This window comes from Paracoccus sp. MA (genome assembly GCF_020990385.1).
GTDB lineage: Bacteria > Pseudomonadota > Alphaproteobacteria > Rhodobacterales > Rhodobacteraceae > Paracoccus.
Genome location: NZ_CP087597.1, coordinates 1036175 through 1061939, shown reverse-complemented (window position 1 = coordinate 1061939; position 25765 = coordinate 1036175). Strand labels below are relative to the sequence as shown.

Below are 25765 nucleotides of genomic sequence, written 5' to 3'. Positions count from 1 at the left end.
GAAGCCACCAGTTTCAACCACACGGACGTAAAGCGAGGCACGAGATTTATGGCAGGACAAGGCCCCTGGGGCGGCGGCGGAGATGATGGCAAGGGCGGCAGAGAGCCGCCGCAGGGGGGCGGCCAGCGTCCCTGGGGCGGGCCGGGGGGCGGCAAGGACGACCGTCCGCAGGGGCCGCGCCGGGGCGACCAGATCCCCGAGATCGAGGAACTGGTGCGCAAGGGCCAGGACCGTCTGCGGGTGCTGATGGGCGGCAAGGGGCCGGGCGGCGGCAATCGCGGCGGCGGTCCGCGCCGTCCGCAGGGCCCGCAATTCCAGATGAACCGCGGCACCTGGGGCATCGCGGCGCTTGCCGTCGTGGCGCTTTGGGCCTTTTCCAGCTTCTACACCGTCAAGCCCGAGGAACGCGCGGTCGAGCTGCTGTTCGGCAAGCCCGTCGGCACCGGCGAGCCGGGCCTCAACTTCGCGCCCTGGCCGGTCGTCACCGCCGAGGTGGTGCAGGTCTCGGGCGAACGGACCACGGAAATCGGCACCGGCCGCGCGGGGCCGATGGATTCGGGGCTGATGCTGACCCGCGACCAGAACATCGTGGACATGGCCTATCAGGTGGTCTGGAACATCTCGGACCCCGAGAAATTCCTGTTCAACCTCGCCGATCCCGAGGACACGATCCGCGCGGTTTCGGAATCGGCCATGCGCGACATCGTGGCGCGGTCCGAACTGGCGCCGATCCTGAACCGCGACCGCGGCGCCATCGCCGACGACCTCAAGCTGGCGGTGCAGAACACGCTGAACGCCTATGAGGCGGGGATCAACGTGCTGCGCGTCAACTTGGACCGCGCCGACCCGCCGCGCGAGGTGATCGACAGCTTCCGCGAGGTGCAGGCCGCCCAGCAGGAACGCGACCGGCTGGAGAAAGAGGCCGACGCCTATGCGAACCGCGTGCTGGCCAGCGCCCGGGGCGAGGCCGCCGCCGTGATCGAACGCGCCGAGGCCTATCGCGCCGAGGCGGTGAACACCGCCGAGGGCGAGGCCGCGCGCTTCAACTCGGTCTATGACGAATATGTGAAGGCGCCGGAGGTGACGCGCCGCCGGATGTATCTGGAGACCATGGAGAAGGTTCTGGGCGGGGTGAACAAGGTCATCCTCGACGGCGAGGCGGGGCCGGGCGTGGTGCCCTATCTGCCGCTGGATCAGTTGCGCAGCGGGGCGCCGGCTTCCGGCAACCGCAATACGGGCAACGCCAATTCGGGCAACACCAGCGGGGGGAACCAGTGATGAACCGTGCAATCTCGCTTCTGGCGCTGCCCTTCCTGGTCGTGGTGGCGGTCCTGGTCATCTCCTCGCTCTATATCGTCGATGTGCGTGAAAAGGCGCTTGTCCTGCGCTTCGGCGAAGTGGTCGACGTGCGCGAGGAGCCGGGCCTGGGCGTCAAGGTGCCCTTCCTCGACAATGTGGTGAAATACGACGCCCGCATCCTCGGCCTGCCGACCCCGCCGATGGAGGTCACGCCGCTGGACGACCGCCGTCTGGTGGTCGATGCCTTCGCGCGCTGGCAGATCACCGACGTGGTGCAGTTCCGCCGCGCGGTGGGTGCGGGCGGCATCGAATTCGCGCAGCGCCGGCTTGAGCCGATCGTGACCAATGCGATCCGGCAGGTGCTGGGCTCGGTGCCCTCGACCACGGTGCTGTCGGACGACCGGACGCCGTTGATGAATCGCATCCGCGACCTGTCGCGCGACGATGCCCGCGACCTGGGCATCCGCGTCATCGACGTGCGCCTGACCCGCACCGACCTGCCCGAGCAGAACCTGACCGCGACCTATGCCCGGATGCGTGCCGAGCGCGAGCGCGAGGCCGCCGACGAGATCGCCCGCGGTGGCGAGGCCGCGCAGCGCGTCCGCGCCGCCGCCGACCGCACCGTGGTCGAGCTGACCTCCGAGGCGCGGAAGCGCGCCGAGGTGGTGCGCGGCGAAGCCGATGCCCGCCGCAACGCCATCTATGCCGATGCCTTCGGCCGCGACCCCGAGTTCTTTGCCTTCACCCGCTCGATGACCTCCTATGAGCGGGCGCTGCGGGGCGAGAACAGCTCGCTGGTGATCCAGCCGCAGGGCGAGTTCTTCGACTACCTGCGCAACGACGGGGCCGACCGGGCCAATCCGGTGCCGGTGCCCCGGCCGGCCTCGACCCCCGCCGCGGACGAGGACGAAGCCGAGGCCGAGAGCTCGGGCGCGATCGCACCCGGCGAGGCCGTCGCCCCGACCGAGACCAATCGCGAGGGCGAGCCGCTGGGCGCCGGTGCCGGCGTGACGCTGACGCCGCTGCCGGAATCGCTGGCCGCGCCGCCGCAGGAGGACCCCGTGGTGCCTCCGGCGCCGCTTCCGGCGGATTGATCGGGACGCCGGCCCCGACGGAAGCCCGGCAGCAACAGGAAAGGCGGGACGCATCTGCGCCCCGCCTTTTTCCATGTTCCGCCGTTCATGCGCCGGGGGCCGGTCAGGCCCCGGTCATTCCAGGCCGATCAGCTTGCTGTCCTGCCGCTGCTCTTCTTCGGCAAGCTCGCGCTGCCATTCCCGCCAGATCGAGACCAGCAGCGCCATCAGCACCGGGCCGACGAACAGCCCGACGATGCCCATGGTCTTGACCCCGCCGATCAGGCCGAAAAAGGTCGGCAGGAACGGCAGCTTGACCGGGCCGCCGACCAGAACCGGGCGGATGGTCTTGTCCACCACGAACAGCTCGCAGGTGCCCCAGACGAACAGCGCCGCCCCCTCGACGGGCGAGCCGCTGGCCACCAGATAGGCCGAGACCAGGGTGAAGGACAGCGGCGCGCCGCCCGGGATCAGCGCCATGAAGCCGGTGATCACCCCGAAGGTCACCGGCGAGGGCACGCCGGCCAGCCAATAGGCCACGCCCAGGATCACCCCCTCGCCGATGGCGATCAGGGTCATGCCCGTCACGGTCGAGCTGATCGTCGCGGGCACGACGCGCGACAGCCTGCTCCAGCGGTCGGGCAGGATGCGGCGGCCGACCTGGTCGATCTGCGCCACGATCTTGTCGCCGTCGCGATACAGCACGAACAGGGTAATCAGCATGAACAGCAAGGTCAGCGCCAGATGGAAGGCCAGCGTCCCCGCCGTCACCGCGCCGCGATAGATCGCCCCGATATTCGAGCCGCTGACCAGCTGCACGATCTCGCTGATGCCGCCGGGCCGGCCGATATAGGTCTGCCAGTTCTCGTCCAGCCAGTCGCCGACCTGCGGCAGCTCGACCATCCAGCCCGGCGTCGGCGCGCCTGAGCTGTTGACCACGATCGCCCAGTTGATCCAGTCGCGCAGCTCGCGGAAGGCATAGATCAGCGCCATGGCGATGGGGATCAGCAGGAAGCAGACCAGCACCAGCACCAGCACCGTCGCCGCCCCGGTGCGGCCCAGGTTCAGCTGGCGGGCGGCGCGCTCGCGCAGGGGCCAGCTGGCCAGCGCGATCACCATGGCCGCCAGCACCGGCACCAGGAAGCCGTGGAAGAAATAGATCGAGGCCGCCACGATGGCCAGCAGCAGCCAGCGCGCGGCCGAGATATTGGTCAGAAGCGGCGGCCGGTGCAGGCGCAGCCCGACCTGTTTCGGGCTCTGCCGCGAGGCGGCGGGATCGTTCAGTTCTGTCGCGGTCGTGGGTTTCGGCATTTCGCCCGTCGTCATGGTCCCGGTCCTGACTGCGGGCGGGTAGCGCCCGCCCTGCGGCAACGAGATAACATCTCGCCCCCGGCTGCAAGACGCAATGCCGCGCCGCAGCCGGCCGGTTCCGGATTTCGCGGCTCACGATCTTGTGGGCAGGCCGTGACAGCCGCCGCGCCGCGCGCTAGTCTGGCGCCACCAAGGGGAGTCCCGGCAAGGGGCTGAGAGACCGCTGGCCTCGATCGACCCGACGACGGGCGGCGCGGTGACCCTTCGAACCTGATCCGGATCATGCCGGCGAAGGGATGGGAAGGATGCGCCTGTCTTTTGCCGGCCTCACCGCGAGGCCGAACTGCAACCCGGTCTCGCCCCAAGCCATGAGGGCCCCGATGACCGAGAGCTTTTTCGAAACCCTGCGCCGGGAATGCGCCGCGGACTGGACCGCCGCCGTCGAGCACCGCTTCGTGCGCGAGCTGTTCGCCGGCAGCATCGCGGATGCGGCGATGGCGCGTTACCTGGTGCAGGATCACCGCTTTCTCGACGCCTTCCTGACGCTTCTGGGCGCGGCCATCGCCTCGGCCGACCGCTTCGAATCGCGGCTGCGCTTCGGGCGTTTCGCCGGCATGGTCTCGGGCGAGGAAAACGACTATTTCCTGCGCGCCTTCGCGGCGCTCGGCGTGGACGAGGCGGATCGCGCCGCCACCCCCGACAGCGCGCCCACCGCGGGGTTCCAGGCGCTGATGCGCGAAGCGGCGGCGACGCGCAGCTATCCCGCCGTGCTGGCGGTGTTGAACGTGGCCGAGGGGCTTTACCTTGACTGGGCCAGCCGCGCGCCGCAGCCGCTGCCCGAGCGTTTCGTCCATGCCGAATGGATCACGCTGCACGACAATGCCTTCTTCCGGGATTTCGTCGGCTTCCTGCGCGAGGAGTTCGACCGGGCCGGGCCCGGAGCGGTGGATCAGGCGCGCGACTTCTTCCGGCGCGCCGTCACGCTGGAACGGGCGTTTTTCGACGAGGTCTACGCGGCCTGACGGTCAATCCTCGACGATCTCGATCTCGGGCGGGCTGCCGGGCGGCCCGTTCGCGCGATAGTCCAGCACGATACGCGGCAGCGCGGCCGGGGCCAGCCGCTCGCCGGTATGGCGCATCTCGGGCAGGCTCCACCAGCGGAATTCGCGGATGGCGCCGGCCTCGGGCGCGTTCCGGATCACCGGCACGAAATCCGGGGTCTCGATCAGGAAATAGTCCTCGGACTGCCGCCAGCGGCGCTGCCGCAGCGTCATCGCGACGCGGCGGCGCCAGACCAGCGGGCCAAGCGCGGGCAGGGCGAAGCCCAGTTCCTCGGCCAGTTCGCGGCGCAGGGTCTGCTCGGCGGTCTCGCCGGGCTCGGCGCCGCCGCCGGGGGTGATCCACCAGTCGCCGGTGCCGTAATCGACGCGCATCAGCAGCACCCGGTCGTCCGGGGTCAGCAAGATGGCGCGCATGGCCTGTCTGTCGATGATCCGCATCTTCGGCCGCCAAAGGAAAGGCCCCGGCCGCGGGTCGCGTTCCGGGGCCTGGACCAGTCGGGACGAGGGCTTATTCGTCGTCGCTCTCGGGCACGTCGGCGATGTCGTCCAGCGACATGTCGCCGTCGTCGTCGTCGTCCAGCAGATCGTCGTCCAGATCGCCGGTATCGGCGTCGTCGTCCAGATCCTCGTCATCGACCAGATCGGTCTGGTCCTCTTCCCGCGCCGCGGTCTTTTCCGAGATCAGCGAGCGCGAGCGGCCGTTGGTCAGGCTTTCCAGCGTGAATTCTGCGCCGCAGGCGGGGCAGGTCATCGGGTCGTTTCTCAGGTCGTAGAAGCGCGTGGCGCAATGGGGGCAAAGGCGTTTCGTGCCCCATTCCTCTTTGGGCATGGTATTCTCTTTTTCTGCCGCGTTCAGGTAAATCCGCTGTCCCCTGCCATAGCCGCGCGGGGCTGTCAAAGCCTTTTCCCCTTGCGGGCGGGTGGCGGTGCAGGGGAAAGATGGGGCAACAGGCGGACCATCGCAAGATGCGGGACAAGATGGACAGGATTCTGGTCGGAGGCGACATTCCGGTGACGCTGCGGCGCTCGGCCCGGGCGCGGCGCATGACGCTGCGCGTGGCGCGGGCGGGGGGCGAGGTGGTGCTGACCCTGCCCAGCCGCACCAGCCTTTCGGACGGCCGCGCCTTTGCCGAGTCGCGGGCCGAGTGGCTGCGCCGCACCCGGGCCGAAATGCCGGCGCTGCAGCTTGCCGAGCATGGCGCGCTGCTGCCGGTCGAGGGGCGGCTGCGCCGCATCACCCCGGCCGGCACGCGCCGGGTCGAGCTGACCGACGAGGCGCTGCTGGTGCCGCAGGCCCGGCCGGCCGGCGTGGTGGTGGAAGTCTGGCTGAAGCATCTGGCGCAGGCCCGGCTGGTCGCGGCCTGCGACCGCCACGCGGCGGCGCTGGGGCGTGGCTTCCGGGCGCTGGCGCTGCGCGACACGCGCTCGCGCTGGGGCAGCTGCACCCATGACGGGCGGTTGATGTTCTCGTGGCGCCTCGCCATGGCGCCGCCCGAGGTGCTGGACTATGTCGCGGCGCATGAGGTGGCGCATCTGGCGCATATGGACCATTCGCCGGCCTTCTGGGCCGCGACCGGGCGGCTGATGCCGGATTACGCGCGCCACCGCGCCTGGCTGCGCAGGCACGGCCACGAGCTGCTGGCCTGGCGGTTCCGCCTCTGACGTGCGGACTTGACGGCGCCCGGTTTTGTGATCACAGCTGGCGCATGACTGCTTCGCGTTCCTCGGAAAGTTCCGCCCATGAGCGGCTTTATCGCAACCTGCGCCAGCGCATCATGCTGGGCGAACTGCCGCCCGGCCTGGCGCTGACCCTGCGCGGCATCGCCGCCGAGCATCGCGTCTCGATGACCCCGGCGCGCGAGGCGGTGCGGCGGCTGGTGGCCGAGGGGGCGCTGTCGCTCTCCTCCTCGGGGCGGATCACCACGCCGGAGCTTTCGGTCGAGCGCATCGAGGAACTGGCGGCGCTGCGCGGGCTGATCGAGCCGGAACTGGCCGCCCGCGCCCTGCCGCGCGCCCATCAGGCGCTGATCGAGCGCATGGCGGTGATCAACGCCGCCATCGGCGAGGCGGCGGAAAGCCATGACGCGATCGGCTATATCCGCACCAACCTGGAATTCCACCGGCTGCTCTACCTGCGCGCCCAGGCGCCGGCGATGCTGGCCATCGTCGAGACGGTCTGGCTGCAGCTCGGCCCGACCATGCGCGCGCTCTACGGCCGGGTCAAGCGCAACGAGCCGCCGCGCCATCACCGCATGATCCTGGCCTCGCTGCGCGCCGGGGACGAGCCGGGGCTGCGGCTGGCGGTCCGGGCCGACGTGACCCACGGCCTGCGCCACCTGGGCACGGCCTGAACCCGGCGCGGCCATTTCTTCGTTACAGAAATCCCCGAATCCGGCAGCGCGGGCGGGCGCGGCCGGCGCCGGATCAGACCTCCTCGATCCGCAGCTCGACCGGCTCGCCGGCGATGACGCCGGTGCGGGGCAGGGCCTCGATGGCGTGGTCGATGGCCTCGGGGGTGGTCTTGTGGGTGACGATCAGCACCGGCGCGATGCCCTCGCTGTGGGAATGGCCGTATTGCCGCATGCGGTCGATCGAGATGCCGCTGTCGCCCAGCACCGAGGCCACCTTGGCCAGCGCCCCCGGCTTGTCGGTCAGCTGCAGGCGGATGTAATAGGCCGCCGGCACCGCCGTGCGCGCCGGTTGCGGGCTGGCCAGCGTCTCGGCGGGCTGGCCGAAGCTCGGCATCCTGACGCCGCGCGCGATCTCGACCACGTCTGACATCACCGCGCTGGCGGTCGGGCCCTCGCCGGCGCCGGCGCCGCGCAGCACGATCTGGCCGACCGCATCGCCCTCGATCACCACCATGTTGGTGCCGCCCTGCAATTGCCCCAAGGGGCTGTCGGCGGGCACGAGGCAGGGCGACATGCGCTGTTCCAGCCCGCGCCCGGTCATCTGTGCCACCCCCAGCAGCTTGATGCGATAGCCCATGTCGGCGGCGCGGCGGATGTCGTCGATGCTGACCCGCTCGATGCCCTCGATCTCGACCGCGTCGAAGCTGGGGCGGGTGCCGAAGGCGATGGCGGCCAGGATGGCCAGCTTGTGGCTGGCGTCGATGCCGCCCACGTCCAGCGTCGGGTCGGCCTCCAGATAGCCCAGCTGCCGCGCCTCCTCGAAGACCGTCTCATAGGGCAGGCCGGCGCTTTCCATCCGGGTCAGGATATAGTTGCAGGTGCCGTTCATCACCCCCATGACGCGGCGGATCTCGTTGCCGGAAAGCGACTCGGTCATGGTCTTGATCACCGGGATGCCCCCGGCCACGGCGGCCTCGAAGCGGATCACCCGGCCATGGGCCTCGGCCAGTTCCGCCAGCTCCTGGCCGTGGATCGCCAGCAGCGCCTTGTTGGCGGTCACCACATCCTTGCCGGCGCGCAACGCGGCGGTCACTGCCTCGCGGGCGATGCCCTCGTCGCCGCCGATCAGCTCGACCAGGACGTCCACGTCCTCGCGCAGCGCCAGGGCGCGGGCGTCGTCTTCCCAGGCATAGCCGGACAGGTCCAGGTCGCGGTTCTTCATCCGGTCGCGGGCGCTGACGGCGGTGATGGCGATGGGCCGGCCGGCGCGCAGGCCCAGCAGGGCGGCGTGTTTCTGGATGATCTTGACGGTGCCGGTGCCGACCGTCCCGAGACCAGCGATGCCGAGACGAAGCGGAGAGGCGTTTTGCCCCTGGTTCTGGGCGGACATATGAAACTCTTATCTATGGACGAAGCGGTGTTAGCGGATGGCGCGCGGGCTTGCAACGCAAGGCTTACGCCTCGTCGTCCCCGGCCCAATAGCCTTGCACGCCGGTGGCGCGCATCACCCGCAGCACCCGGGTGCCGATCTCGACCGTCTCCTCGCGGATGCGGTTCAGGTCGTCGATGCCCAGCGGATCGCGCTGCACCTCGCCCCTGGTGCTGACGAAGGCCGGATGCCAGCGCCCGCGATGCTCGGTCGGACGCCAGGAGGCATGGCAGAGCAGGTTGCGCAGCAGCCGGATCTCGGCCAGCCGGTCGGTGATGCGGCTGCGGTCGCGCAAGCCGGGATAGCGGCTCATGGCGGCGTCCAGCTGCTCGATCAGCGTGCCCATGGAATCATCGGCGACGGCGCCCATGCGGGTCAGCCAGGTCTGCAGCTCGGCCTCGGTCAGGTCGTCGGCCAGCCGGGCGCGGTCGAGCGCATAGATGGTGCGCTTGATGATCTCCTCCAGCCAGCCGAAATTCGCCACGCATTGCCCCAGCGCGGCGGCGAAATCCGGCGGCAGGGTGTAATGGGTCTCGGGCGGCGCGCCTATCCTCGCCATGGCCCACCGATGCGGCCGGGGGGCGGGGGCCTGCGGCCTCGGCCCGCGTCCCGCGGGGCCGGGGGAAGGACCCCGACGGATGGATCGCGCACCGGGTCTCCCTCGCCGGTGATGCCGGTGATCCGCCTGCCCCGTCCGTTGTCCATCCTGCCTCCGCGTTCCGGGCGCGAGTGTTCCACAGCGTCCGGCGACAGGCAAGGCGCGGTCAGAGGATCTTCTGCAGCAGCACCAGGTCCAGCCAGCGGCCGAACTTGCGCCCGGCCTGCCGCACAAGCCCGGCCGGCCCATAGCCGATGGCGCGGTGAAAGGCGATCGCGGCCTCGTTCTCGGCCGAGACGGCGGCGATCATGCCATGCGCGCCGGCGGCGCGGGCGTGATCCTCCAGCGCCGCCATCAGCGCCCGGCCGACCCCGCGCCTGCGCGCGGCCGCCGCCAGGATGATGGTGTGCTCCATGCAATGCGCATAGCCGTTGCCGCTGCGGAACTGGTCATAGCTCGCCAGCCCCAGCACCTCGCCCGCCTCTTCGGCGACCAGGAACGCCCGCCCCGCCGCCCGGCGCCCGGCGATCATGCGCGCCAGCCCCTCCGCGGTCTTCTCCTCGCTCGAGAAGGTGACCGTCGTCTCGCGGATCAGCGGATTCCAGAAATCCAGGATGGCGGCCAGGTCGCGCTCCTCGGCAGGTCGGATGATCATGGGCTTGCTCCGGTTGGAAGCCGCGGCCCGATCCCTCGCGCGGCGGCTGGCCATCTTCTCTGTTTCACAAATACCCATGCAACGGCGCCGGCAAGAGGCGCCGTTGCCGGCGGGGCGCCTAGGCCGCCCGCGCCTCGCGGATCAGGCTCAGGATGTCGCGCGCCGCCGAGGGGATGTTGGTCCCCGGCCCGAAGATCGCCTTCACCCCGGCCTTCTTCAGGAAATCGTAATCCTGCTGCGGGATGACGCCGCCGCAGATCACGATGATGTCGCCGGCGCCCTGGTCCTTCAAGGCCGCGATCAGCTTCGGCGCCAGGGTCTTGTGGCCCGCCGCCTGAGACGAGATGCCCACCACATGCACGTCGTTGTCGATGGCGTCCTGCGCGGCTTCCTCGGGGGTCTGGAACAGCGGCCCCACATCGACGTCGAAGCCGATATCGGCGAAGGCGGTGGCGATCACCTTGGCGCCGCGGTCATGGCCGTCCTGGCCCATCTTGACCACCAGCATGCGCGGGCGGCGACCCTCCTGCTCGGCGAAGGTCTCGACGTCGCGCTGGATCTGCGCGAAATCGTCGTCGCCCTCATAGGCGGCGCCATAGACGCCGGCCAGCGTCTTAACCTCGGCCCGGTGGCGGCCGAATTCCTTCTCCATCGCCATGCTGATCTCTCCCACGCTGGCCCGGGCGCGCGCGGCCTCGACCGCCGCCTCGAGCAGGTTGCCGCCTTCCTTGGCCCGGCGCGTCAGCTCGTCCAGCGCCGCCTGGCATTTCGCCTCGTCCCGCGCCGCGCGCATCGCCTGCAGCCGGGCGATCTGCGCCTCGCGCACCTTCATGTTGTCGATGTCGAGGATGTCGATCGGGTCTTCCTTGGCCAGCCGATACTTGTTCACCCCGACGATCACCTCGTCGCCGCGGTCGATCATGGCCTGGCGGCGGGCGGCGCTTTCCTCGATGCGCAGCTTGGGCATCCCCGAGGCCACGGCCTTGGTCATGCCGCCCATGGCCTCGACCTCCTCGATCAGCGCCCAGGCCTTCTCGGCCAGCTCATGGGTCAGGCTCTCGACGTAATAGGAACCCGCCAGCGGATCGACGACATGTGTGATGCCGGTCTCTTCCTGCAGGATCAGCTGGGTGTTGCGGGCGATGCGGGCGCTGAACTCGGTCGGCAGCGCGATGGCCTCGTCCAGCGCGTTGGTGTGCAGCGACTGCGTGCCGCCAAGCGCCGCGGCCATCGCCTCGTAGGCGGTGCGCACCACGTTGTTGTAGGGGTCCTGTTCCTGCAGGCTGACGCCCGAGGTCTGGCAATGCGTGCGCAGCATCAGGCTGCCCGGCTTCTTCGGGTCGAACTCCTTCATGATGCGCGTCCACAGCAGGCGCGCGGCGCGCAGCTTGGCCGCCTCCATGAAGAAATTCATGCCGATGGCGAAGAAGAAGGACAGCCGCCCGGCAAACTGGTCCACGTCCATGCCGGCCTTCAAAGCGGCACGGACATATTCGCGCCCGTCGGCCAGCGTATAGGCCAGCTCCTGCACCAGGTTCGCGCCCGCCTCCTGCATGTGATAGCCCGAGATCGAGATCGAGTTGAACCTGGGCATCTCGTTCGAGGTGTATTCGATGATGTCCGCGATGATCCGCATCGAGGGCTCGGGCGGATAGATATAGGTGTTGCGGACCATGAACTCCTTGAGGATGTCGTTCTGGATGGTCCCGGACAGCACGGCGCGGGAATGGCCCTGTTCCTCGCCCGTCACGATGAAATTGGCCAGCACCGGGATCACCGCGCCGTTCATGGTCATGGACACGGAAACTTTATCCAGCGGGATGCCGTCGAACAGGATCTTCATGTCCTCGACGCTGTCGATGGCGACGCCGGCCTTGCCCACGTCGCCCTCGACCCGGGGATGGTCGCTGTCATAGCCGCGATGCGTGGCCAGGTCGAAGGCGACCGAGACGCCCTGCTGGCCCGCCGCCAGCGCCTTGCGATAGAAGGCGTTCGATTCCTCGGCAGTGGAAAACCCCGCATATTGCCGGATGGTCCAGGGCCGGCCGGCATACATGGTGGCGCGCGGGCCGCGGGTATAGGGCTCGATCCCGGGCAGGCTGCCCAGATGCGGCAGGTCGCGGACGTCCTCTTCGGTATAGAGCGGCTTGACCTCGATTCCCTCCAGCGTGTGCCAGGTCAGGCTGTCCGGATCGGCGCCTTTCAGCTCCTTGCTGGCGAGCCTGCGCCATTCCTCCAGGGAGGCTTTCGTGTTTTCGCTCATCTTGCATCCTTTCCCATGGCCCCTCTGCTCTTATATGAAGAGAGAGTAGAGGGGGCGATGAAACTGAAACGGTTGATTTTTCTGGCGGCGGTGCCGCTTCTGGCGGCGATGGGGCCCAGGCCCGAGGGCGAGGCCGACGGCCATCGCCCGTATGTCCGCGGCGAAGTGCCCGCCGCGCGCAGCGAAGGCACGGCCGCGCCCGCCGGGCCGGCAGAGCGCGAACTGACCGTGCTGCCGGCGGCCGAGGCCGACCCGGCGGAATTCATGTGGCAGGCCCGGCCGGTGGTGATCTTTGCCGATACGGCGGCCGACCCGGCCTTCGTCGAGCAGCTGACCGCCCTGCAGCGCGATCCGGCGCCGCTCTTGGCCCGCGACGTGGTGGTGGTGACCGATACCGACCCGGCCACGGCCAGCGTCTGGCGCCGGCAATTGCGCCCCGAGGGGTTTTCGCTGGTGCTGATGGACAAGGACGGCCAGGTCAAGCAGCGCAAGCCCGTGCCCTGGTCGGTGCGCGAGATCACCCGCGCCATCGACAAGTTCCCGCTGCGCCTGCGCGAGATCGGCCGGGCCGGGCTGCCATAGGATGTTGCGAAAATCGCAACTCCTTCATTGCGACAAGGGGCTTGACGCCTTATCTTGAGGCCAGGGCAGACGTGCTGCCCGCTGCAAAGGAGCTGTGCCATGGCGAAATCGTCCCTGACGCGCGTGACCGACGAGGCCGCTCCGCCCCGGCCGCGCAAGCCGGACACGGCCACCGAACAGGTGATCGATCGGCTGCGCCGCACCCGCAGCGCGAATGAAATCACCAGCGTCATCGGCCTGAAGCCCATCAGAGGCCGCTCCGGTCCGAAGATCGCCTATTGAGGCGATCACGCAGCCCGGCCAATTCGCCGGGCAAGGTGGCGGCGATCAGCCGGGCCGCATCCTCGCGCTGCTTGCGCAGCATGGCCTGGATCTCGGCCTCGCCGCCGCGCAGGCTGGCGGTCAGCACTTCCAGGACGTCCAGCCCGGCCTCGCGCGCTTCCTGGTTCAGCAGGATATAGTCCAGCATCATGTCGGCCGCGCTCTCGGGACGGCTGCGGGCCATGCGGCGGATGGATTCGGCCATGGAATCCATGACCGCGATCAGCCGGTAATAGATGACCACCGGGTCGATCACACCCCCCGGCAGCAGGTGGATGTCCGGCAGCACGGCGCGAAAGATGCGGTCGTTGCCGCTATGGGCGATGACCAGGCCGGCATTGCCTTCCTCGATCTGCGACAGCAGCGTGTCAAAGCGCCCGTCCTGCACCTGGCGCTCCAGCGCGACGACATGGGCGCGCACCTCGGCCAGCAGCGCGCGCTGCATGTCATCGACCCGCTCGGCCCGCAGCTTGGCATCGCGGCGGCGGTTCTGGAAGGCGACGACCCACCAGCCCGTGGCGATGAACAGCCCGGCGATCACCGCCTGCTGTGCATGGGGGCTGAGATAGTCGTCGAAAACCGGCATGATCCCCGATCCCTTGGCCGGGCGCTGGCGGGCGCCCGGCGGTTGCCTGTCACTCGAACTCGATGATCACGTCATCGACCTTGAGGCTTTCGCCCGGCTGGGCGTTGACGGATTTCACCACCGCCTTCCTTTCGGCGCGCAGGATGTTTTCCATCTTCATCGCCTCGACCGTGGCCAGCGCCTGGCCTTCCTGCACCTCGTCGCCGGTCTCGACATTGATCCGCACGATCAGGCCCGGCATCGGGCAGAGCAGGAATTTCGAGGTGTCCGGCGGCAGTTTCTCGGGCATCAGCCGCGCCAGCTCGGCGGCGCGCGGGCGGCGGACATAGGTCTTCAGGTCCGCGCCCCGCACCCGCAGCCGGAAGCCCGAGGGCAGCCGGTCCACCTTCATCACCAGCGGCGAGCCGTCGACGGACAGCCGTGCCAGCGACTGCCCCGGCAGCCAGTCGCTTTCGACGCGCAGCTTGCGCCCGTCGATCTCGACCGTCGAGCCCTGGCGGTCGGCGGTGATGCGCACCGGGATCTCCTTGCCGGCGACGAAGACGACCCAATGCTCGCCGACATGGCGCTCGTGATTGTCGAGCCGGCCCGAAATGCGGGCGCGCCGGATCTCGGCCACGCGATGCATGGCCGCGGCCGAGGCGGCGACGCGGGTGATCTCGGCATCGGGCAGCGTCGCGCCCAGGAAGCCGTCGGGATATTCCTCGGCGATGAAGGCGGTCGAGATGTCGCCCGAGACGAATTTCGGATGGTCCATCACCGCCGACAGGAAAGGCAGGTTGTGGCCGATGCCCTCGACCTCGAACTCGTCCAGCGCCAGCCGCATCTGCTCGATGGCGGCCTCGCGGGTCGGTGCCCAGGTGCAGAGCTTGGCGATCATCGGGTCGTAATACATGCTGATCTCGCCGCCCTCGTAGACGCCGGTATCGTTGCGCACCCCGGTCGCGGCGACCGGCGGATGGTCGCCGGGATGGGCGGGCACCCAGCGGTCGGCCTCGACCATCGGCCCGGCGGCGGTCTCGGCCGGCGGGCGATAGCGGGTCAGCCGGCCGATCGAGGGCAGGAAGTTGCGATAGGGATCCTCGGCATAGAGCCGGCTTTCGATGGCCCAGCCGTTGATCTTCAGGTCCGCCTGGGCGAAGGGCAGGGGCTCGCCCGCCGCGACGCGGATCATCTGCTCGACCAGGTCGATGCCGGTGATCAGCTCGGTCACCGGATGCTCGACCTGCAGGCGGGTGTTCATTTCCAGGAAATAGAAGTTCTTGTCGGCATCGACGATGAATTCGACCGTGCCGGCGCTGGTATAGCCCACCGCCTTGGCCAGCGCGCAGGCCTGCTCGCCCATGGCCCTGCGGGTCGCCTCGTCGAGGAAGGGCGAGGGGGCTTCCTCGATCACCTTCTGGTTGCGGCGCTGGATCGAGCATTCGCGCTCGTGCAGGTAGACGCAATTGCCGTGCTTGTCGGCCAGCACCTGGATCTCGATATGGCGCGGCTGGGTGACGAATTTCTCGATGAAGATGCGGTCGTCGCCGAAGCTGTTCGCCGCCTCGTTCTTCGAGGATTCGAAGCCCTCGCGCGCCTCCTGATCGTTCCAGGCGATGCGCATGCCCTTGCCGCCGCCGCCGGCGCTGGCCTTGATCATCACCGGATAGCCGATCTGCCCCGAGATCTTCACCGCCTCATCGGCATCGGCGATCAGGCCCATATAGCCCGGAACCGTGCTGACCCCGGCCTCCTGCGCCAGTTTCTTCGAGGTGATCTTGTCACCCATCGCCTCGATGGCGGGCGAGGGCGGGCCGATGAAGGTGACGCCTTCCTTCTCCAGCGCCTCGGCGAATTTCATGTTCTCGGACAGGAAGCCGTAGCCGGGATGCACCGCCTCGGCCCCGGTCTGCCGGATCGCCTCCATGATCTTGTCGATCACGATATAGGACTGGTTTGCGGGGGGCGGGCCGATATGGATAGCCTCGTCGGCCATCTTGACATGCAGCGCGTTGCGGTCGGCGTCGGAATAGACGGCGACGGTCTGGATGCCCATCTTCTTGGCGGTCTTGATGACCCGGCAGGCGATCTCGCCCCGGTTGGCGATCAGGATTTTCTTGAACATGCTTCTTTCCCTTGGGGCAGATCCCGGACGTGAAAAAGCCGCCCCGGCAGGGTGCCGGGACGGCCTGAAAACGGCAATGGGTTATGGCCGCGCGGCTTAGTAGCGGCGGTTCGGCTCGCAGAGGCGGACGTCGTCGCAAAGCGCGCCGGCGGCAGCGCCGATGGCCGCGCCCTTGGCGACGTTATGGCCGCCGACATAGGCAGCGGTTGCGCCGACGCCGGCGCCGATGAGGCCGCGGTCCATGTCGGTCGGGTTGATGCCTTGGGTGCAGCCGGCCAGGCCGAACAGGCCAAGGCCGAGCGCGAGGACGAGTTTCTTGGACATCTCGTTTGCTCCGGGATGCGGGCTGCGGCGCGGGCGGTCTGCCCTGCGCTGTCGGCCCTGTTGAAATCAGTAGCGGCGCTGGCAGACGCCAGCGTCGTCGCAAAGCGCGCCGCCAGCCGCGCCGATGAGCGCGCCGGTGGCAACGTCACCGTCGATGATCTTTGCCACGGCCGCACCGGCCAGCGCCCCGCCGGCCGCGCGCTGCGCGTCGGGCGAGAGGGTCGCGCCGCCGCCATAGCCCTGTTCGCAGGCGGCAAGGCCGGCGACCAGCAGGACCGCGCCGGAAAGACGGAGGATGACGGATTTTTGCATAGCTTTTTGCCTGTATTATGGACCCGGTTACGGGCCGTTGATGAGAGAGGTGCCCACAATATTGCATGCAGCATTTCGGGAAGAAACTGACAACGGTGTGAAAACGCGTCACTACGCGGCAATCCGCCCATCCGCGGCCCGTCCGTTCCCTGGCCGATCATCGACGCGGGTCCTCGTCTTCGTCGTCCCAGTCCTCGTCGTCCCAATCGGCCTCGTCCCAGTCGAATTCCGGGGCGTCCTCGGCGAAGAGTTCCGGAAAGCCTGCCTCGGCGCGCTTCAGGTCCACGCGCAGCAGCTGGTCGTAATCGGTGGGATCAAGCTTGCCGACCGGCACCACCTCGCGCCCGATCAGCCAGGACAGCCGCCCGGCGTCGAGATTGCCGCGCTGAAAGGGTTCCTCGCCGAAATGCTCGATCAGCGCGGCCAGAAAGGCGGTATCGGCGCGGCGGTCGGCCGGCTTGCGGTCGCGATAGCGCTCGCGCCGGACCAGGGGGGTCGCCCCCTTCTTGTTGGCGCGGCGGATGGTGAACTGGAAATCGGTGCCGGGAAGGCGGCCCGGAAAGCCGCGATGCTTCAGCATGTCTTGCCCCCTTGGATGATTGCGTGATCGCGCGGGGGGCGGGCGGGACGCGGATGGCGCGGGCCGCCTTGCAGCCCGCGCGCGGCCAATGGCTCAGTTGGCGCCGTATTTGCCCTGGAAGACCGGCTCGGGCTGGACCGGAATCGGGGTGACTTCGGGCTCTTTCTTGGCGCAGGCCGCGGCGAGGCCAACGAGAACGAGGGCCAGTGCAAGCTTCTTCGACATGTCGTCGTGCTCCTGTAATGCGGGACGCTTGCGTCCCGACTGCTCGGTTGAGATTCGGCCGCCCCATGCGGCCGCGGCGCCATCATAGCCAGCGCCGCGCAGTGCCGACAGGCACCCCGCAGGCAGGCGGGCGCTGCTGCGGGCGGCTGTGGCAGGCTTGCATCAGGGCGCGGGGAAACGGCCATCACCACGGCTCCCATTCGCAGACGTCGCGGTCGGGAGGCAGGCGGAAGGCCTCGAACAGCTGCACCGCCTCGGGGTCCAGCGCCCCGAAGGGCAGTTCGCGATCCGAAAGGCTGATGATGATCTGGCTGGGCCGCGGCGCGGGCGCGGCGATGCGGGGCAGGGCCCAGTTCTCGCACAGCCAGACGATATCGTCATGCACCGGGTCCTGGGCCAGCACATCGGGCGCGGCGGGCAGCACCGGCTCGCCGATCAGCGCGTCCGCGGCCTGCTCGTCGGCTTCGTCGGGGATATCGGCCTCGGTCAGATCCTCCAGCGCCGCGGGGTCGATCAGCCCGTCATCGGGCTCGGCGCCCCCGGTCTCGCCGCTTTCGGTGTCGATCTCGATCGGGCCGCGGGCCTCGTCATCCGCGAAATCCGTGGCCGGGCCGCTGGTCGCCGGCACGCGCTGCGCCAGGTCGGGCATGACGAAGCGGAAGCGATAGGTCAGGCCGAAGCCGCCGGCATCGTCGTGCCGCGTCTCCTGCCAGCGCACCACGGCGCCCGAGGGCAGGGTGATGTCGCCCGCGGTATCCTGCGCCAGCGCAGCGCCCGCTGCCCCGGCCAGAACGGCCGGAGGCACCAGCGCAAAGCCGATCGCCGCAAGTCCCGACATGCTTCCTCCCTCGGTCGTCCGCCGTTACAGCGGGATGTTGTCGTGCTTCTTCCAGGGGTTCGACAGCTTCTTGCCGCGCAGGCTGGCAAAGGCGCGCGCCACGCGGCGGCGCGTCGAATGCGGCTGGATCACTTCGTCGATGAAGCCCTTTTCGGCGGCTACGAAGGGATTGGCGAAGCGGTCCTCGTAATCCTTGGTGCGCGAGGCGATCTTTTCGGCATCGCCGAGCTCGCTGCGATACAGGATCTCGACCGCGCCCTTGGCGCCCATCACCGCGATTTCCGCCGTGGGCCAGGCATAGTTGAAATCGCCGCGCAGGTGCTTGGAGGCCATGACGTCATAGGCGCCGCCATAGGCCTTGCGGGTGATGACGGTCACCTTCGGCACCGTCGCCTCGCCATAGGCAAAGAGCAGCTTCGCGCCGTGCTTGATGACGCCGCCATATTCCTGCCCGGTGCCCGGCAGGAAGCCCGGCACGTCGACGAAGGTCAGGATCGGGATCTCGAAGGCGTCGCAGAAGCGCACGAAGCGCGCCGCCTTGCGCGAACTGTCGATGTCGAGGCAGCCGGCCAGCACCATCGGCTGGTTGGCGACCACGCCGACGGTCTGGCCCTCGATGCGGATGAAGCCGGTGATGATATTGGCGGCGAAATCCTTCTGGATCTCGTAGAAATCGCCCTCGTCCGCGACCTTCAGGATCAGTTCCTTCATGTCATAGGGCTGGTTCGGGTTGTCGGGGATCAGCGTGTCGAGGCTGGGCTCGATCCGGTTCGGGTCGTCGAAGAACGGCCGGGTCGGCGCCTTCTCGCGGTTGTTGAGCGGCAAGAGGTCGACCAGCCGGCGGATTTCCGACATCGCCTCGACGTCGTTTTCAAAGGCGCCGTCGGCGACCGAGGATTTCTTGGTATGGGTCGAGGCGCCGCCCAGCTGCTCGGCCGTCACCACCTCGTTCGTCACCGTCTTGACCACGTCGGGGCCGGTCACGAACATGTAGGAGGTGTCCTTGACCATGAAGATGAAGTCGGTCATCGCCGGCGAATAGACCGCGCCGCCGGCGCAGGGGCCCATGATGACGCTGATCTGCGGCACCACGCCCGAGGCCATGATGTTGCGCTGGAACACGTCCGCGTAACCGGCGAGGCTGGCCACGCCCTCCTGGATGCGCGCGCCGCCCGAATCGTTCAGCCCGATCACCGGGGCGCCGTTCTGCACCGCCATGTCCATGATCTTGCAGATCTTCTGCGCATGGGTTTCCGACAGCGAGCCGCCGAAGACGGTGAAGTCCTGCGAAAACACATAGACCATGCGGCCGTTGATCGTGCCCCAGCCGGTGACGACGCCGTCGCCATAGGGGCGGTCCTCCTCCATGCCGAAATCGGTCGAGCGGTGGCGGACGAACATGTCGAATTCCTCGAAGGAGCCCTCGTCCAGCAGCAGCTCGAGCCGCTCGCGCGCGGTCAGCTTGCCGCGGGCGTGCTGGGCGTCGATGCGCCGCTGCCCGCCGCCCAGCCGCGCATCGCGGCGGCGCGATTCCAGTTCGCCGAGGATGTCCTTCATGAGCCGTCTCCCTTTGGGTTTGGCGCAAACTATCGGCTCGGCGCCCATGCGGGAAGCAGAAAGGCGAAAATTTGCAAAATATGCTAGCCAATTGCGCTGCAAATAGCAAAATTGGCAAAAGCCTTGACGCCGCCATGGGCAAGAGCCATGCCGCTGCCATGGGACTCGTCATCGATATTCCGGCCATCGTGGCCAACTGGAAGGCGCTTGCGGCCAAGGCCCCCGGCGCGCGGGCGGCGGCCGTCGTCAAGGCCGACGCCTATGGGCTGGGCGCGGATCGCGTGGCGCCGGCGCTTCATGCGGCAGGCGTGCGGGATTTCTTCGTGGCTCTGGCCTCGGAGGGACAGGCGATCCGGCCGCTTCTGCCCGAGGATGCGCGTATCTTCGTGCTGTCGGGCCATATGGAGGGCGCCGACCTGGCCGGGCTGATTCCGCTGCTGAACAGCCCCGAGCAGTTCTTTCGCGACCGGGCGCTGCGGCCGCGCGGAGCCTTCGGCATCCAGCTTGACAGCGGCATGAACCGGCTGGGCTTCGAGCCCGGCGAATGGGCCGCGGTCCGGGCCGAGGCGCTGGCCGGCGGGCCGGCTCTGATCATGTCGCACCTGGCCTGCGCCGACGAGCCGGACCATGCGGCCAATGCCCGGCAACTCGCCGCCTTCCGCGCCATGACCGAGGGCGTGGCCGCGCCGCGCTCGCTGGCGGCGACGGGGGGCATCCTGCTGGGGCCGGACTATCATTTCGACCTGGTGCGGCCCGGCATCGGGCTTTACGGCGGCGAGCCCTTTGGCGATGCGCAGCCGGTGGTCACGCTGGCGCTGCCGGTGATCCAGACGCGCGAGGTGAAACCCGGCGAATCCGTGGGCTACGGCTATGCCTGGACCGCCGCGCGCCCGTCGCGGGTGGCGACGGTGGCCGCAGGCTATGCCGACGGGCTGGCGCGGGCCCTGGCGCGGGACGGCAAGCTGAGCCTTTGGGCCGGCGAGCGCGCCTGCCCGGTGATCGGCCGCATCTCGATGGACCTGATCACCGTCGACGTGACCGACCTGCCCGACGTGCCGCCGGCGCTGGAGATCCTGAATGCCCGGCAGGGCGTCGACGACCTGGCGGCGCTGTCCGGCACCATCGGCTACGAGATCCTGACCTCGCTCGGCCGGCGCTACGAGCGTCGCTGGCTGTGAACCCGATCCGGCTGACCGGCAGGGCGGCGATCGGCCTTGCCCGGATGACGGGCCGGGTGGCGATCTTTGCCGCCCGCGGGCTGGCGCGTGCCGGGCAGCACCCGGCGGAGCTGGCGCGGCAGGTCATGCAGATCGGCTGGCTGTCGCTGCCGGTGGTGGGGCTGACGGCGCTGTTCACCGGCGCGGCGCTGGCCCTGCAGATCCATTCCGGGGGCGAACGTTTCCAGGCCGGGGACGTGGTGCCCGCCATCGTCGCCATCGGCATGGCGCGCGAACTGGGCCCGGTGCTGGGCGGGCTGATGGTCGCGGCCCGGGTCGCCAGCGCCATCGCGGCCGAGCTGGGCACCATGCGGGTGACCGAGCAGATCGACGCGCTGGTGACGCTGTCCACCGATCCCATGGGCTGGCTGGTCTCGCCCCGGCTCTGGGCGGCGCTTCTGTGCGTGCCGGTTCTGGTGGGCGTCGGCGACGTGATCGGCATCATGGGCGGCTGGTTGATCGGGGTGAATGCGCTGGGGTTCAACTCGGCGCTCTACCTGTCCAATTCCTGGGCCTATCTGGAAAGCTGGGACGTGGTCTCGGGCCTGCTGAAGGGCGCGGTCTTCGGGCTGATCGTGGCGCTGTCGGGCTGCTGGTTCGGCATGACGGCCGCCGGCGGCGCGGCCGGGGTCGGACGGGCGACGACCAATGCCGTGGTCGCGGCCTCGGTTGGCATCCTCGCTGCCAATTTCGCGCTGACGGGGCTGTTCTTCTGATGCTCTCGGTGCGCGGCCTGTGCAAAGCCTATGGCGCCAAGCGGGTGCTGGACGGCGTGGACCTGGACCTGGCCGAGGGCGAAAGCCTGGTGGTCATCGGCGGCTCGGGCACCGGCAAGTCGGTGCTCCTGCGCTGTATCCTGGGGCTGGAGACGCCCGATGCCGGCGCGATCCTGTGGCAGGGCCGGCCGCTGGCCGGGCAGCGGGGCGCGTTCATGGAGCATTTCGGCATGCTGTTCCAGAACGCGGCGCTGTTCGACAGCCTGCCCGTCTGGCGCAACGTCGCCTTTCGGCTGCTGCGGACCATGCCCAGGGCACGCGCCCGCGCCATCGCCGTGGAAAAGCTGGCCCGCGTCGGCCTTGGCCCCGAGGTGGCCGATCTTTACCCGGCCGAGCTGTCGGGGGGCATGCGCAAGCGCGCCGGGTTGGCCCGCGCCATCGCCGCCGACCCGAAGGTGATCTTCTTCGACGAGCCGACGACCGGGCTGGACCCGATCCGGGCGGCGGCGATCAACGCGCTGATCCGCGGCATCGTGGACGAGACCGGCGCCACCGCCATCACCATCACCCATGACATGAGCTCGGTGCGCAGCATCGCCGACCGCGTGGCGCTGCTGGACCGAGGGCGGGTCCGCTGGCAGGGCGGGGTCGCCGAAATGGACGCGGCCGAGGACGACTACCTGCGGGATTTCGTCGCAGGCCGGGCCCGCCCCATGGCGCGGGGTCCCGGCGCGTGATGCCCGTTTTTCCGCCGAATCGGCTGCAAATCCAAAACAGCGGGGCCGCCCCCCTTGTGCGAATCCCGCGCAGTTGCAACCATGAGTTACTGAGAATCCCACCTCGGAGACGAATTTGGGTCTGACCCCTACGCATCCCGCGACCGCGACCCCCGGCGAAACCCTGCTGGAATTTCACGACAACCGGCTGCTGATCGACCTGTGCGGCCCGCATGACCGCTATCTCGCCCGCATCGAGGAGGCGCTAAAGGTGCATATCCTGCGACGCGGCAACCTCTTGTCGGTCGTCGGCCCCGTCGAGGCCCAGGCCGAGGCGGCGCAGGTGCTGCGCGCGCTTTACGCCAGGCTGGAACAGGGCCGCCCGGTCGAGATGGCCGAGGTCGAGGCGGCGCTGCGCATGGGCAGCGAGACGGTGACCGAAGGGCCCAGCCCGGCCGAGCAGCTGGAGATGTTCCAGACCGGCCCGATCGAGCTGCGCACCCGCAAGAAGACCGTCGAGCCGCGCACCGACGCGCAAAAGGAATACGTCCGCGCGCTTTTCGCCAACGAGCTGGCCTTCGGCATCGGCCCGGCCGGCACCGGCAAGACCTATCTGGCGGTGGCGGTGGGCGTGACCATGCTGATCGGCGGCCATGTCGACCGCATCATCCTGTCGCGCCCGGCCGTCGAGGCGGGCGAGCGGCTGGGCTTCCTGCCCGGCGACATGAAGGAGAAGGTCGATCCCTACATGCAGCCGCTCTATGACGCGCTGAACGATTTCCTGCCCAGCAAGCAGATGCAGAAGCTGATGGAGGAAAAGCGCATCGAGATCGCGCCCCTGGCATTCATGCGCGGCCGGACGCTGTCGAACAGCTTCGTGGTGCTGGACGAGGCGCAGAACGCCACCACCATGCAGATGAAGATGTTCCTGACCCGGCTGGGCGAGGGCTCGCGCATGGTCGTGACCGGCGACCGCACCCAGATCGACCTGCCGCGCGGCGTGCATTCCGGCCTGGTCGATGCCGAGAAGATCCTCAAGAACATCAAGGGCATCAGCTTCAGCTATTTCACCGCCAAGGACGTGGTGCGCCATTCGCTGGTCGCCCGCATCATCGAGGCCTACGACGCCGAGGCCGAGGCGGCGCTGGCCCGCGGCGAGATCTTCGACGAGCGCGGCCAGCGCATCCCCCGCCGCGAGCCGCGGCTGGCGGGCGGCGGCATGGCAGGAGGGGCGGGCGATGCCTGAGGCCGGAACCGCCCGCGACGAGGCGCCGGAGATCGTCGACATCGTGCTGGAGGACGACCGCTGGGAGGATGCCGGCCTGCCCGCCATGGCCGAGCGCGCCGCCCGCGCCGTGGGCGAATGGCTGGACCTGGGCGCGTTCCAGGTGGTGGTCATGGGCTGCGACGACGCCCGCATCGCCGCGCTGAACGCCGAGTTCCGCGGCAAGCCCAAGCCGACGAATGTGCTGAGCTGGCCCTCGACCGAGTTCGAGCCGCGCGCCCCGGGCGCCCGCCCCGAGCCGCCCGGGGACGAGGAGCTGGGCGATATCGCCATTTCCTACGACACCTGCCTGCGCGAGGCCGAGGCGCAGGGCAAGCCCTTCGCCGATCACGCCACGCATCTTCTTGTCCATGCAATGCTGCATCTTGCAGGATATGACCATATCGACGACGAGGATGCCGAAACCATGGAGGATGCCGAACGCTCGATCCTGGGCAGGCTGGGCATCCCCGATCCTTATCTGGAACACGAGACATGAGTAACGACCGAAGTCCCGACACGCCCGTCTCTGCCGAACCCGCCTCATGGGCGGATGGCATCGGCGGGGACGGGCGTGACCTGCCGCAATCGCGCGGCTTTCTGGGGCGCATCCTCGGCGCCCTGGGCGGCGGAGAGCCCGAGCCGGAAGGCGCCGAGGATCGCGACAAGGGGCCGGCCGCCGCCCCGGCGGGCGTGCCTGGCATGGTCAACCTGCGGCGGATGCGCGTCGATGACGTCGCCATTCCCAAGGCGGAAATCGCCGCCGCCCCGGTGACCGCCAGCCTGCCGGAGCTGGTCGAGATGTTCCGCGAGCACGGCTTTTCCCGCATCCCGGTGTTTCGCGGCACGCTCGACAGTCCGCTGGGGCTGATCCATCTCAAGGATCTGGCGCTGAAATACGGCTTCGGCGCCCAGGTCCCGGTCAAGTTCGCGCTGCGCCCGATGCTGCGGCCGCTGCTTTACGTGCCGCCCTCGATGCCCATCGGCGTGCTCCTGCAGCAGATGCAGCAGAAGCGCATCCACATGGCGCTGGTGATCGACGAATATGGCGGCGTGGACGGGCTGGTCACCATCGAGGACCTGATCGAGCAGGTCATCGGCGAGATCGAGGACGAGCATGACGAGATCGAGGGCGGCCTGGTCATCCAGGAAAAGCCCGGGCAATGGCTGATCCAGGCCCGCGCCGCGCTTGAGGATGTCGAGGCGCAGACCGGGCTGCGCCTTGCCACCGACGAGGAAGAGGAAGAAATCGACACGCTGGGCGGGCTGATCTTCATGCTGACCGGTCGCGTGCCGGTGCGCGGCGAGGTGATCCCGCATGAAAGCGGCGCCGAATTCGAGATCGTCGACGCCGATCCGCGCCGGGTCAAGCGCGTGCGGCTCCGGCTGCCGCAGCAGGAGCCACCGCCGGCCGAGACCGAAAGCTGAAGCGTCAGAGCGCGGCGAAGGCCGGGGCGTGGGCGATGCGGCTGCCTGCGGGCAGCTGCGGCCCCAGCGCCATCAGATGCGGCCCGGCATAGGGCGAATCCAGCTCGGCCGGCGCAAAGCCGAAGCGGCCGTAATAGGCCGGGTCGCCCAGGACCACGATGGTATGGCCGTCGAATGCGGCAAGCGCGGCACGGACCAGCGCCTCGCCGATGCCGCGCGACTGCACGGCGGGATGCACGGCCAGCGGCGCCAGCGCCAGCGCCGGCGCCTCGGCCCGAAGCGGCGACAGGGCGACATGGCCGACGAGGGTGCCTCCCGCCTCGGCGACCAGCGACAGGGCAAGGCTGCCCTCGGCCCGCAAAGCCTCGACCAGGCGCGCCTCGTCCTCGCCGCCGAAGGCGCGGGTCAGCAGGTCCGAGACGGCGGCGCGGTCATGCGCCATCTCGGCCCGCAGGCGCGGCATCGGTTCGCTGCGGGTGAAATCGCGCCGGATGCCATGGCTCTCGCGGCCCCAGCGGCTGTCCTTCAACCGGTCGCGATGCGCCTGGAAGGCGGCCTCGTCGGCATAAAGCTCGTTCAGTTCCCAGACCAGCGGATCCTCGGCCTGGGCAAGGTCGAAGCGCAGGTTGCCGGGCTCGGCCCGGCTCAGTTCGGCATGTTCGGTCAGCAGGTCCAGCGCCAGCAGCATCTGCGCGGCGTCCTGGCAGATCAGCCGGCCCGAAAGCGAGACCAGCGGCCGGTCCAGCCGGATCTCCTCGCCGCCCAAAGCCACAGGGGGGGCGGGGTTGTGGTTATGTCCGCAGGCGCAACTCATGGCAGGATCCTTGTTGTGAACGGTTGCCGCAATGGCAGGCCGGGGGGAACCGGCAGCGTTCCCGGGGCCGAAGCCGTTAGCGGCGGCAACCTTATCGGGCGGCATTAAGCCGGCCTTGTCAATTTGCAAAGCCGCGCC

The 25765-nt window shown here is 69.1% G+C and carries 29 protein-coding genes and 1 riboswitch; of the genes, 13 read left to right on the top strand and 16 right to left on the bottom strand.

The features are described 5' to 3' along the window. The first annotated feature begins 48 nt into the window (after nt 1-48). Entirely contained in the window at nt 49-1278 is a 1230-nt protein-coding gene (hflK, locus tag LOS78_RS05190; RefSeq protein ID WP_028711295.1) for an FtsH protease activity modulator HflK, read from the top strand. Further along, entirely contained in the window at nt 1278-2393 is a 1116-nt protein-coding gene (hflC, locus tag LOS78_RS05185) for a protease modulator HflC (protein ID WP_028711294.1), read from the top strand. The genes hflK and hflC overlap by 1 nt, the downstream gene beginning before the upstream one ends. 114 nt (nt 2394-2507) lie before the next feature. Here hflC and LOS78_RS05180 read toward each other — a convergent pair whose 3' ends face one another. Then, nucleotides 2508-3698, bottom strand: coding sequence for an AI-2E family transporter (locus LOS78_RS05180; RefSeq protein ID WP_028711293.1), 1191 nt, complete (start codon nt 3696-3698; stop codon nt 2508-2510). A 167-nt stretch (nt 3699-3865) separates the two neighbouring features. Beyond that, a riboswitch (TPP riboswitch) is annotated at nt 3866-3997 on the top strand. Nucleotides 3998-4063: 66 nt separating this feature from the next. Here LOS78_RS05180 and LOS78_RS05175 point away from each other — a divergent pair. Next, nucleotides 4064-4705, top strand: a complete 642-nt coding sequence (locus LOS78_RS05175) for a TenA family protein (protein WP_230375933.1) — start codon at nt 4064-4066, stop codon at nt 4703-4705. 3 nt (nt 4706-4708) lie between these two features. Here the strand turns inward: LOS78_RS05175 and LOS78_RS05170 are convergent, their stop codons facing one another. After that, the gene (locus LOS78_RS05170; protein ID WP_230375931.1) at nt 4709-5158 is read right to left on the bottom strand and encodes an NUDIX hydrolase; all 450 of its coding nucleotides are present in this window, start codon (nt 5156-5158) and stop codon (nt 4709-4711) included. Nucleotides 5159-5252: 94 nt separating this feature from the next. Continuing rightward, nucleotides 5253-5573 (bottom strand): FYDLN acid domain-containing protein, encoded by a 321-nt coding sequence (locus LOS78_RS05165; protein ID WP_028711290.1) that lies wholly within the window; start codon nt 5571-5573, stop codon nt 5253-5255. A gap of 149 nt (nt 5574-5722) precedes the next feature. Between LOS78_RS05165 and LOS78_RS05160 the strand changes: the two genes are divergently transcribed. Both LOS78_RS05160 and LOS78_RS05155 read left to right on the top strand, forming a co-directional pair. Further along, nucleotides 5723-6406, top strand: coding sequence for a M48 family metallopeptidase (locus tag LOS78_RS05160; protein WP_230375929.1), 684 nt, complete (start codon nt 5723-5725; stop codon nt 6404-6406). A 44-nt stretch (nt 6407-6450) separates the two neighbouring features. Then, complete coding sequence (locus LOS78_RS05155; protein WP_028711288.1) at nt 6451-7095, top strand: GntR family transcriptional regulator; 645 nt, start codon at nt 6451-6453, stop codon at nt 7093-7095. Between the two features lie 73 nt (nt 7096-7168). On the opposite strand, the gene LOS78_RS05150 is transcribed toward LOS78_RS05155, so the two are convergent. From LOS78_RS05150 to scpA, 4 genes are all read right to left on the bottom strand, one after another. Then, complete coding sequence (locus LOS78_RS05150) at nt 7169-8485, bottom strand: homoserine dehydrogenase (protein WP_028711287.1); 1317 nt, start codon at nt 8483-8485, stop codon at nt 7169-7171. 64 nt (nt 8486-8549) lie between these two features. After that, complete coding sequence (locus LOS78_RS05145; RefSeq protein WP_028711286.1) at nt 8550-9083, bottom strand: hypothetical protein; 534 nt, start codon at nt 9081-9083, stop codon at nt 8550-8552. Between the two features lie 205 nt (nt 9084-9288). Next, nucleotides 9289-9777, bottom strand: a complete 489-nt coding sequence (locus tag LOS78_RS05140) for a GNAT family N-acetyltransferase (RefSeq protein ID WP_230375928.1) — start codon at nt 9775-9777, stop codon at nt 9289-9291. Between the two features lie 118 nt (nt 9778-9895). Then, a complete protein-coding gene (gene scpA / locus LOS78_RS05135; RefSeq protein WP_028711284.1) occupies nt 9896-12040 on the bottom strand; it encodes a methylmalonyl-CoA mutase in 2145 nt (714 codons plus the stop codon). A 57-nt stretch (nt 12041-12097) separates the two neighbouring features. On the opposite strand from scpA, the gene LOS78_RS05130 reads away from it, so the two are divergent. Both LOS78_RS05130 and LOS78_RS05125 read left to right on the top strand, forming a co-directional pair. Further along, entirely contained in the window at nt 12098-12622 is a 525-nt protein-coding gene (locus LOS78_RS05130) for a DUF4174 domain-containing protein (protein WP_230375926.1), read from the top strand. A gap of 99 nt (nt 12623-12721) precedes the next feature. After that, complete coding sequence (locus LOS78_RS05125; protein ID WP_230375925.1) at nt 12722-12904, top strand: hypothetical protein; 183 nt, start codon at nt 12722-12724, stop codon at nt 12902-12904. On the opposite strand, the gene LOS78_RS05120 is transcribed toward LOS78_RS05125, so the two are convergent. The 8 genes from LOS78_RS05120 to LOS78_RS05090 all read right to left on the bottom strand — a co-directional run bounded on the left by LOS78_RS05120 (nt 12870) and on the right by LOS78_RS05090 (nt 19472). Further along, nucleotides 12870-13529 (bottom strand): hypothetical protein, encoded by a 660-nt coding sequence (locus LOS78_RS05120; RefSeq protein ID WP_230375924.1) that lies wholly within the window; start codon nt 13527-13529, stop codon nt 12870-12872. The two genes, LOS78_RS05125 and LOS78_RS05120, sit on opposite strands and share 35 nt — an antisense overlap. A gap of 49 nt (nt 13530-13578) precedes the next feature. Further along, nucleotides 13579-15636, bottom strand: a complete 2058-nt coding sequence (locus LOS78_RS05115; protein WP_028711280.1) for an acetyl/propionyl/methylcrotonyl-CoA carboxylase subunit alpha — start codon at nt 15634-15636, stop codon at nt 13579-13581. 96 nt (nt 15637-15732) lie between these two features. Next, nucleotides 15733-15960 (bottom strand): hypothetical protein, encoded by a 228-nt coding sequence (locus LOS78_RS05110; RefSeq protein ID WP_028711279.1) that lies wholly within the window; start codon nt 15958-15960, stop codon nt 15733-15735. Between the two features lie 66 nt (nt 15961-16026). Then, a complete protein-coding gene (locus tag LOS78_RS05105) occupies nt 16027-16272 on the bottom strand; it encodes a hypothetical protein (RefSeq protein ID WP_028711278.1) in 246 nt (81 codons plus the stop codon). 157 nt (nt 16273-16429) lie between these two features. Further along, nucleotides 16430-16852, bottom strand: coding sequence for a hypothetical protein (locus tag LOS78_RS05100; RefSeq protein ID WP_230375921.1), 423 nt, complete (start codon nt 16850-16852; stop codon nt 16430-16432). Nucleotides 16853-16945: 93 nt separating this feature from the next. Then, a complete protein-coding gene (locus LOS78_RS22000) occupies nt 16946-17077 on the bottom strand; it encodes a hypothetical protein (protein ID WP_256380431.1) in 132 nt (43 codons plus the stop codon). Between the two features lie 184 nt (nt 17078-17261). Continuing rightward, nucleotides 17262-17915 (bottom strand): DUF6497 family protein, encoded by a 654-nt coding sequence (locus tag LOS78_RS05095; protein WP_230375920.1) that lies wholly within the window; start codon nt 17913-17915, stop codon nt 17262-17264. A gap of 24 nt (nt 17916-17939) precedes the next feature. Beyond that, the gene (locus tag LOS78_RS05090; protein ID WP_028716477.1) at nt 17940-19472 is read right to left on the bottom strand and encodes an acyl-CoA carboxylase subunit beta; all 1533 of its coding nucleotides are present in this window, start codon (nt 19470-19472) and stop codon (nt 17940-17942) included. 158 nt (nt 19473-19630) lie between these two features. Between LOS78_RS05090 and alr the strand changes: the two genes are divergently transcribed. The 6 genes from alr (at nt 19631) to LOS78_RS05060 (ending at nt 24813) form a co-directional block, all read left to right on the top strand. Continuing rightward, nucleotides 19631-20650 (top strand): alanine racemase, encoded by a 1020-nt coding sequence (gene alr, locus LOS78_RS05085; RefSeq protein ID WP_230375918.1) that lies wholly within the window; start codon nt 19631-19633, stop codon nt 20648-20650. Beyond that, nucleotides 20647-21405 carry an ABC transporter permease gene (locus LOS78_RS05080; protein ID WP_028711273.1) on the top strand — a complete coding sequence of 253 codons (759 nt, stop codon included), beginning with the start codon at nt 20647-20649 and terminating at the stop codon, nt 21403-21405. The genes alr and LOS78_RS05080 overlap by 4 nt, the downstream gene beginning before the upstream one ends. After that, entirely contained in the window at nt 21405-22142 is a 738-nt protein-coding gene (locus LOS78_RS05075; RefSeq protein ID WP_230375916.1) for an ABC transporter ATP-binding protein, read from the top strand. Before LOS78_RS05080 ends, LOS78_RS05075 begins: the two co-directional genes overlap by 1 nt. 115 nt (nt 22143-22257) lie before the next feature. Then, entirely contained in the window at nt 22258-23367 is a 1110-nt protein-coding gene (locus LOS78_RS05070) for a PhoH family protein (RefSeq protein ID WP_036697444.1), read from the top strand. After that, complete coding sequence (gene ybeY, locus LOS78_RS05065) at nt 23360-23884, top strand: rRNA maturation RNase YbeY (protein WP_051416111.1); 525 nt, start codon at nt 23360-23362, stop codon at nt 23882-23884. The genes LOS78_RS05070 and ybeY overlap by 8 nt, the downstream gene beginning before the upstream one ends. Continuing rightward, nucleotides 23881-24813: a CBS domain-containing protein gene (locus tag LOS78_RS05060; protein ID WP_230375914.1), complete on the top strand. Its 933-nt coding sequence runs from the start codon at nt 23881-23883 to the stop codon at nt 24811-24813. The genes ybeY and LOS78_RS05060 overlap by 4 nt, the downstream gene beginning before the upstream one ends. A gap of 4 nt (nt 24814-24817) precedes the next feature. Here LOS78_RS05060 and LOS78_RS05055 read toward each other — a convergent pair whose 3' ends face one another. Next, complete coding sequence (locus LOS78_RS05055) at nt 24818-25627, bottom strand: GNAT family N-acetyltransferase (RefSeq protein WP_230375911.1); 810 nt, start codon at nt 25625-25627, stop codon at nt 24818-24820. Nucleotides 25628-25765: the final 138 nt, after the last annotated feature.

Excerpts from the sequence above, each read along its gene's own strand:
- LOS78_RS05120 (WP_230375924.1), bottom strand. The coding sequence starts at position 13,529 with ATGCCGGTTTTCGACGACTATCTCAGCCCCCATGCACAGCAGGCGGTG.
- hflK (WP_028711295.1), top strand. The coding sequence starts at position 49 with ATGGCAGGACAAGGCCCCTGGGGCGGCGGCGGAGATGATGGCAAGGGC.
- LOS78_RS05090 (WP_028716477.1), bottom strand. The coding sequence starts at position 19,472 with ATGAAGGACATCCTCGGCGAACTGGAATCGCGCCGCCGCGATGCGCGG.
- LOS78_RS22000 (WP_256380431.1), bottom strand. The coding sequence starts at position 17,077 with ATGTCGAAGAAGCTTGCACTGGCCCTCGTTCTCGTTGGCCTCGCCGCG.
- ybeY (WP_051416111.1), top strand. The coding sequence starts at position 23,360 with ATGCCTGAGGCCGGAACCGCCCGCGACGAGGCGCCGGAGATCGTCGAC.
- LOS78_RS05145 (WP_028711286.1), bottom strand. The coding sequence starts at position 9,083 with ATGGCGAGGATAGGCGCGCCGCCCGAGACCCATTACACCCTGCCGCCG.
- LOS78_RS05100 (WP_230375921.1), bottom strand. The coding sequence starts at position 16,852 with ATGCTGAAGCATCGCGGCTTTCCGGGCCGCCTTCCCGGCACCGATTTC.
- LOS78_RS05060 (WP_230375914.1), top strand. The coding sequence starts at position 23,881 with ATGAGTAACGACCGAAGTCCCGACACGCCCGTCTCTGCCGAACCCGCC.
- LOS78_RS05110 (WP_028711279.1), bottom strand. The coding sequence starts at position 15,960 with ATGTCCAAGAAACTCGTCCTCGCGCTCGGCCTTGGCCTGTTCGGCCTG.
- LOS78_RS05140 (WP_230375928.1), bottom strand. The coding sequence starts at position 9,777 with ATGATCATCCGACCTGCCGAGGAGCGCGACCTGGCCGCCATCCTGGAT.
- LOS78_RS05055 (WP_230375911.1), bottom strand. The coding sequence starts at position 25,627 with ATGAGTTGCGCCTGCGGACATAACCACAACCCCGCCCCCCCTGTGGCT.
- LOS78_RS05155 (WP_028711288.1), top strand. The coding sequence starts at position 6,451 with ATGACTGCTTCGCGTTCCTCGGAAAGTTCCGCCCATGAGCGGCTTTAT.
- LOS78_RS05180 (WP_028711293.1), bottom strand. The coding sequence starts at position 3,698 with ATGACGACGGGCGAAATGCCGAAACCCACGACCGCGACAGAACTGAAC.
- LOS78_RS05170 (WP_230375931.1), bottom strand. The coding sequence starts at position 5,158 with ATGCGCGCCATCTTGCTGACCCCGGACGACCGGGTGCTGCTGATGCGC.
- scpA (WP_028711284.1), bottom strand. The coding sequence starts at position 12,040 with ATGAGCGAAAACACGAAAGCCTCCCTGGAGGAATGGCGCAGGCTCGCC.
- LOS78_RS05125 (WP_230375925.1), top strand. The coding sequence starts at position 12,722 with ATGGCGAAATCGTCCCTGACGCGCGTGACCGACGAGGCCGCTCCGCCC.
- LOS78_RS05150 (WP_028711287.1), bottom strand. The coding sequence starts at position 8,485 with ATGTCCGCCCAGAACCAGGGGCAAAACGCCTCTCCGCTTCGTCTCGGC.
- LOS78_RS05130 (WP_230375926.1), top strand. The coding sequence starts at position 12,098 with ATGAAACTGAAACGGTTGATTTTTCTGGCGGCGGTGCCGCTTCTGGCG.
- LOS78_RS05160 (WP_230375929.1), top strand. The coding sequence starts at position 5,723 with ATGGACAGGATTCTGGTCGGAGGCGACATTCCGGTGACGCTGCGGCGC.
- alr (WP_230375918.1), top strand. The coding sequence starts at position 19,631 with ATGGGACTCGTCATCGATATTCCGGCCATCGTGGCCAACTGGAAGGCG.
- LOS78_RS05105 (WP_028711278.1), bottom strand. The coding sequence starts at position 16,272 with ATGCAAAAATCCGTCATCCTCCGTCTTTCCGGCGCGGTCCTGCTGGTC.
- LOS78_RS05075 (WP_230375916.1), top strand. The coding sequence starts at position 21,405 with ATGCTCTCGGTGCGCGGCCTGTGCAAAGCCTATGGCGCCAAGCGGGTG.
- LOS78_RS05095 (WP_230375920.1), bottom strand. The coding sequence starts at position 17,915 with ATGTCGGGACTTGCGGCGATCGGCTTTGCGCTGGTGCCTCCGGCCGTT.
- LOS78_RS05175 (WP_230375933.1), top strand. The coding sequence starts at position 4,064 with ATGACCGAGAGCTTTTTCGAAACCCTGCGCCGGGAATGCGCCGCGGAC.
- LOS78_RS05165 (WP_028711290.1), bottom strand. The coding sequence starts at position 5,573 with ATGCCCAAAGAGGAATGGGGCACGAAACGCCTTTGCCCCCATTGCGCC.
- hflC (WP_028711294.1), top strand. The coding sequence starts at position 1,278 with ATGAACCGTGCAATCTCGCTTCTGGCGCTGCCCTTCCTGGTCGTGGTG.
- LOS78_RS05115 (WP_028711280.1), bottom strand. The coding sequence starts at position 15,636 with ATGTTCAAGAAAATCCTGATCGCCAACCGGGGCGAGATCGCCTGCCGG.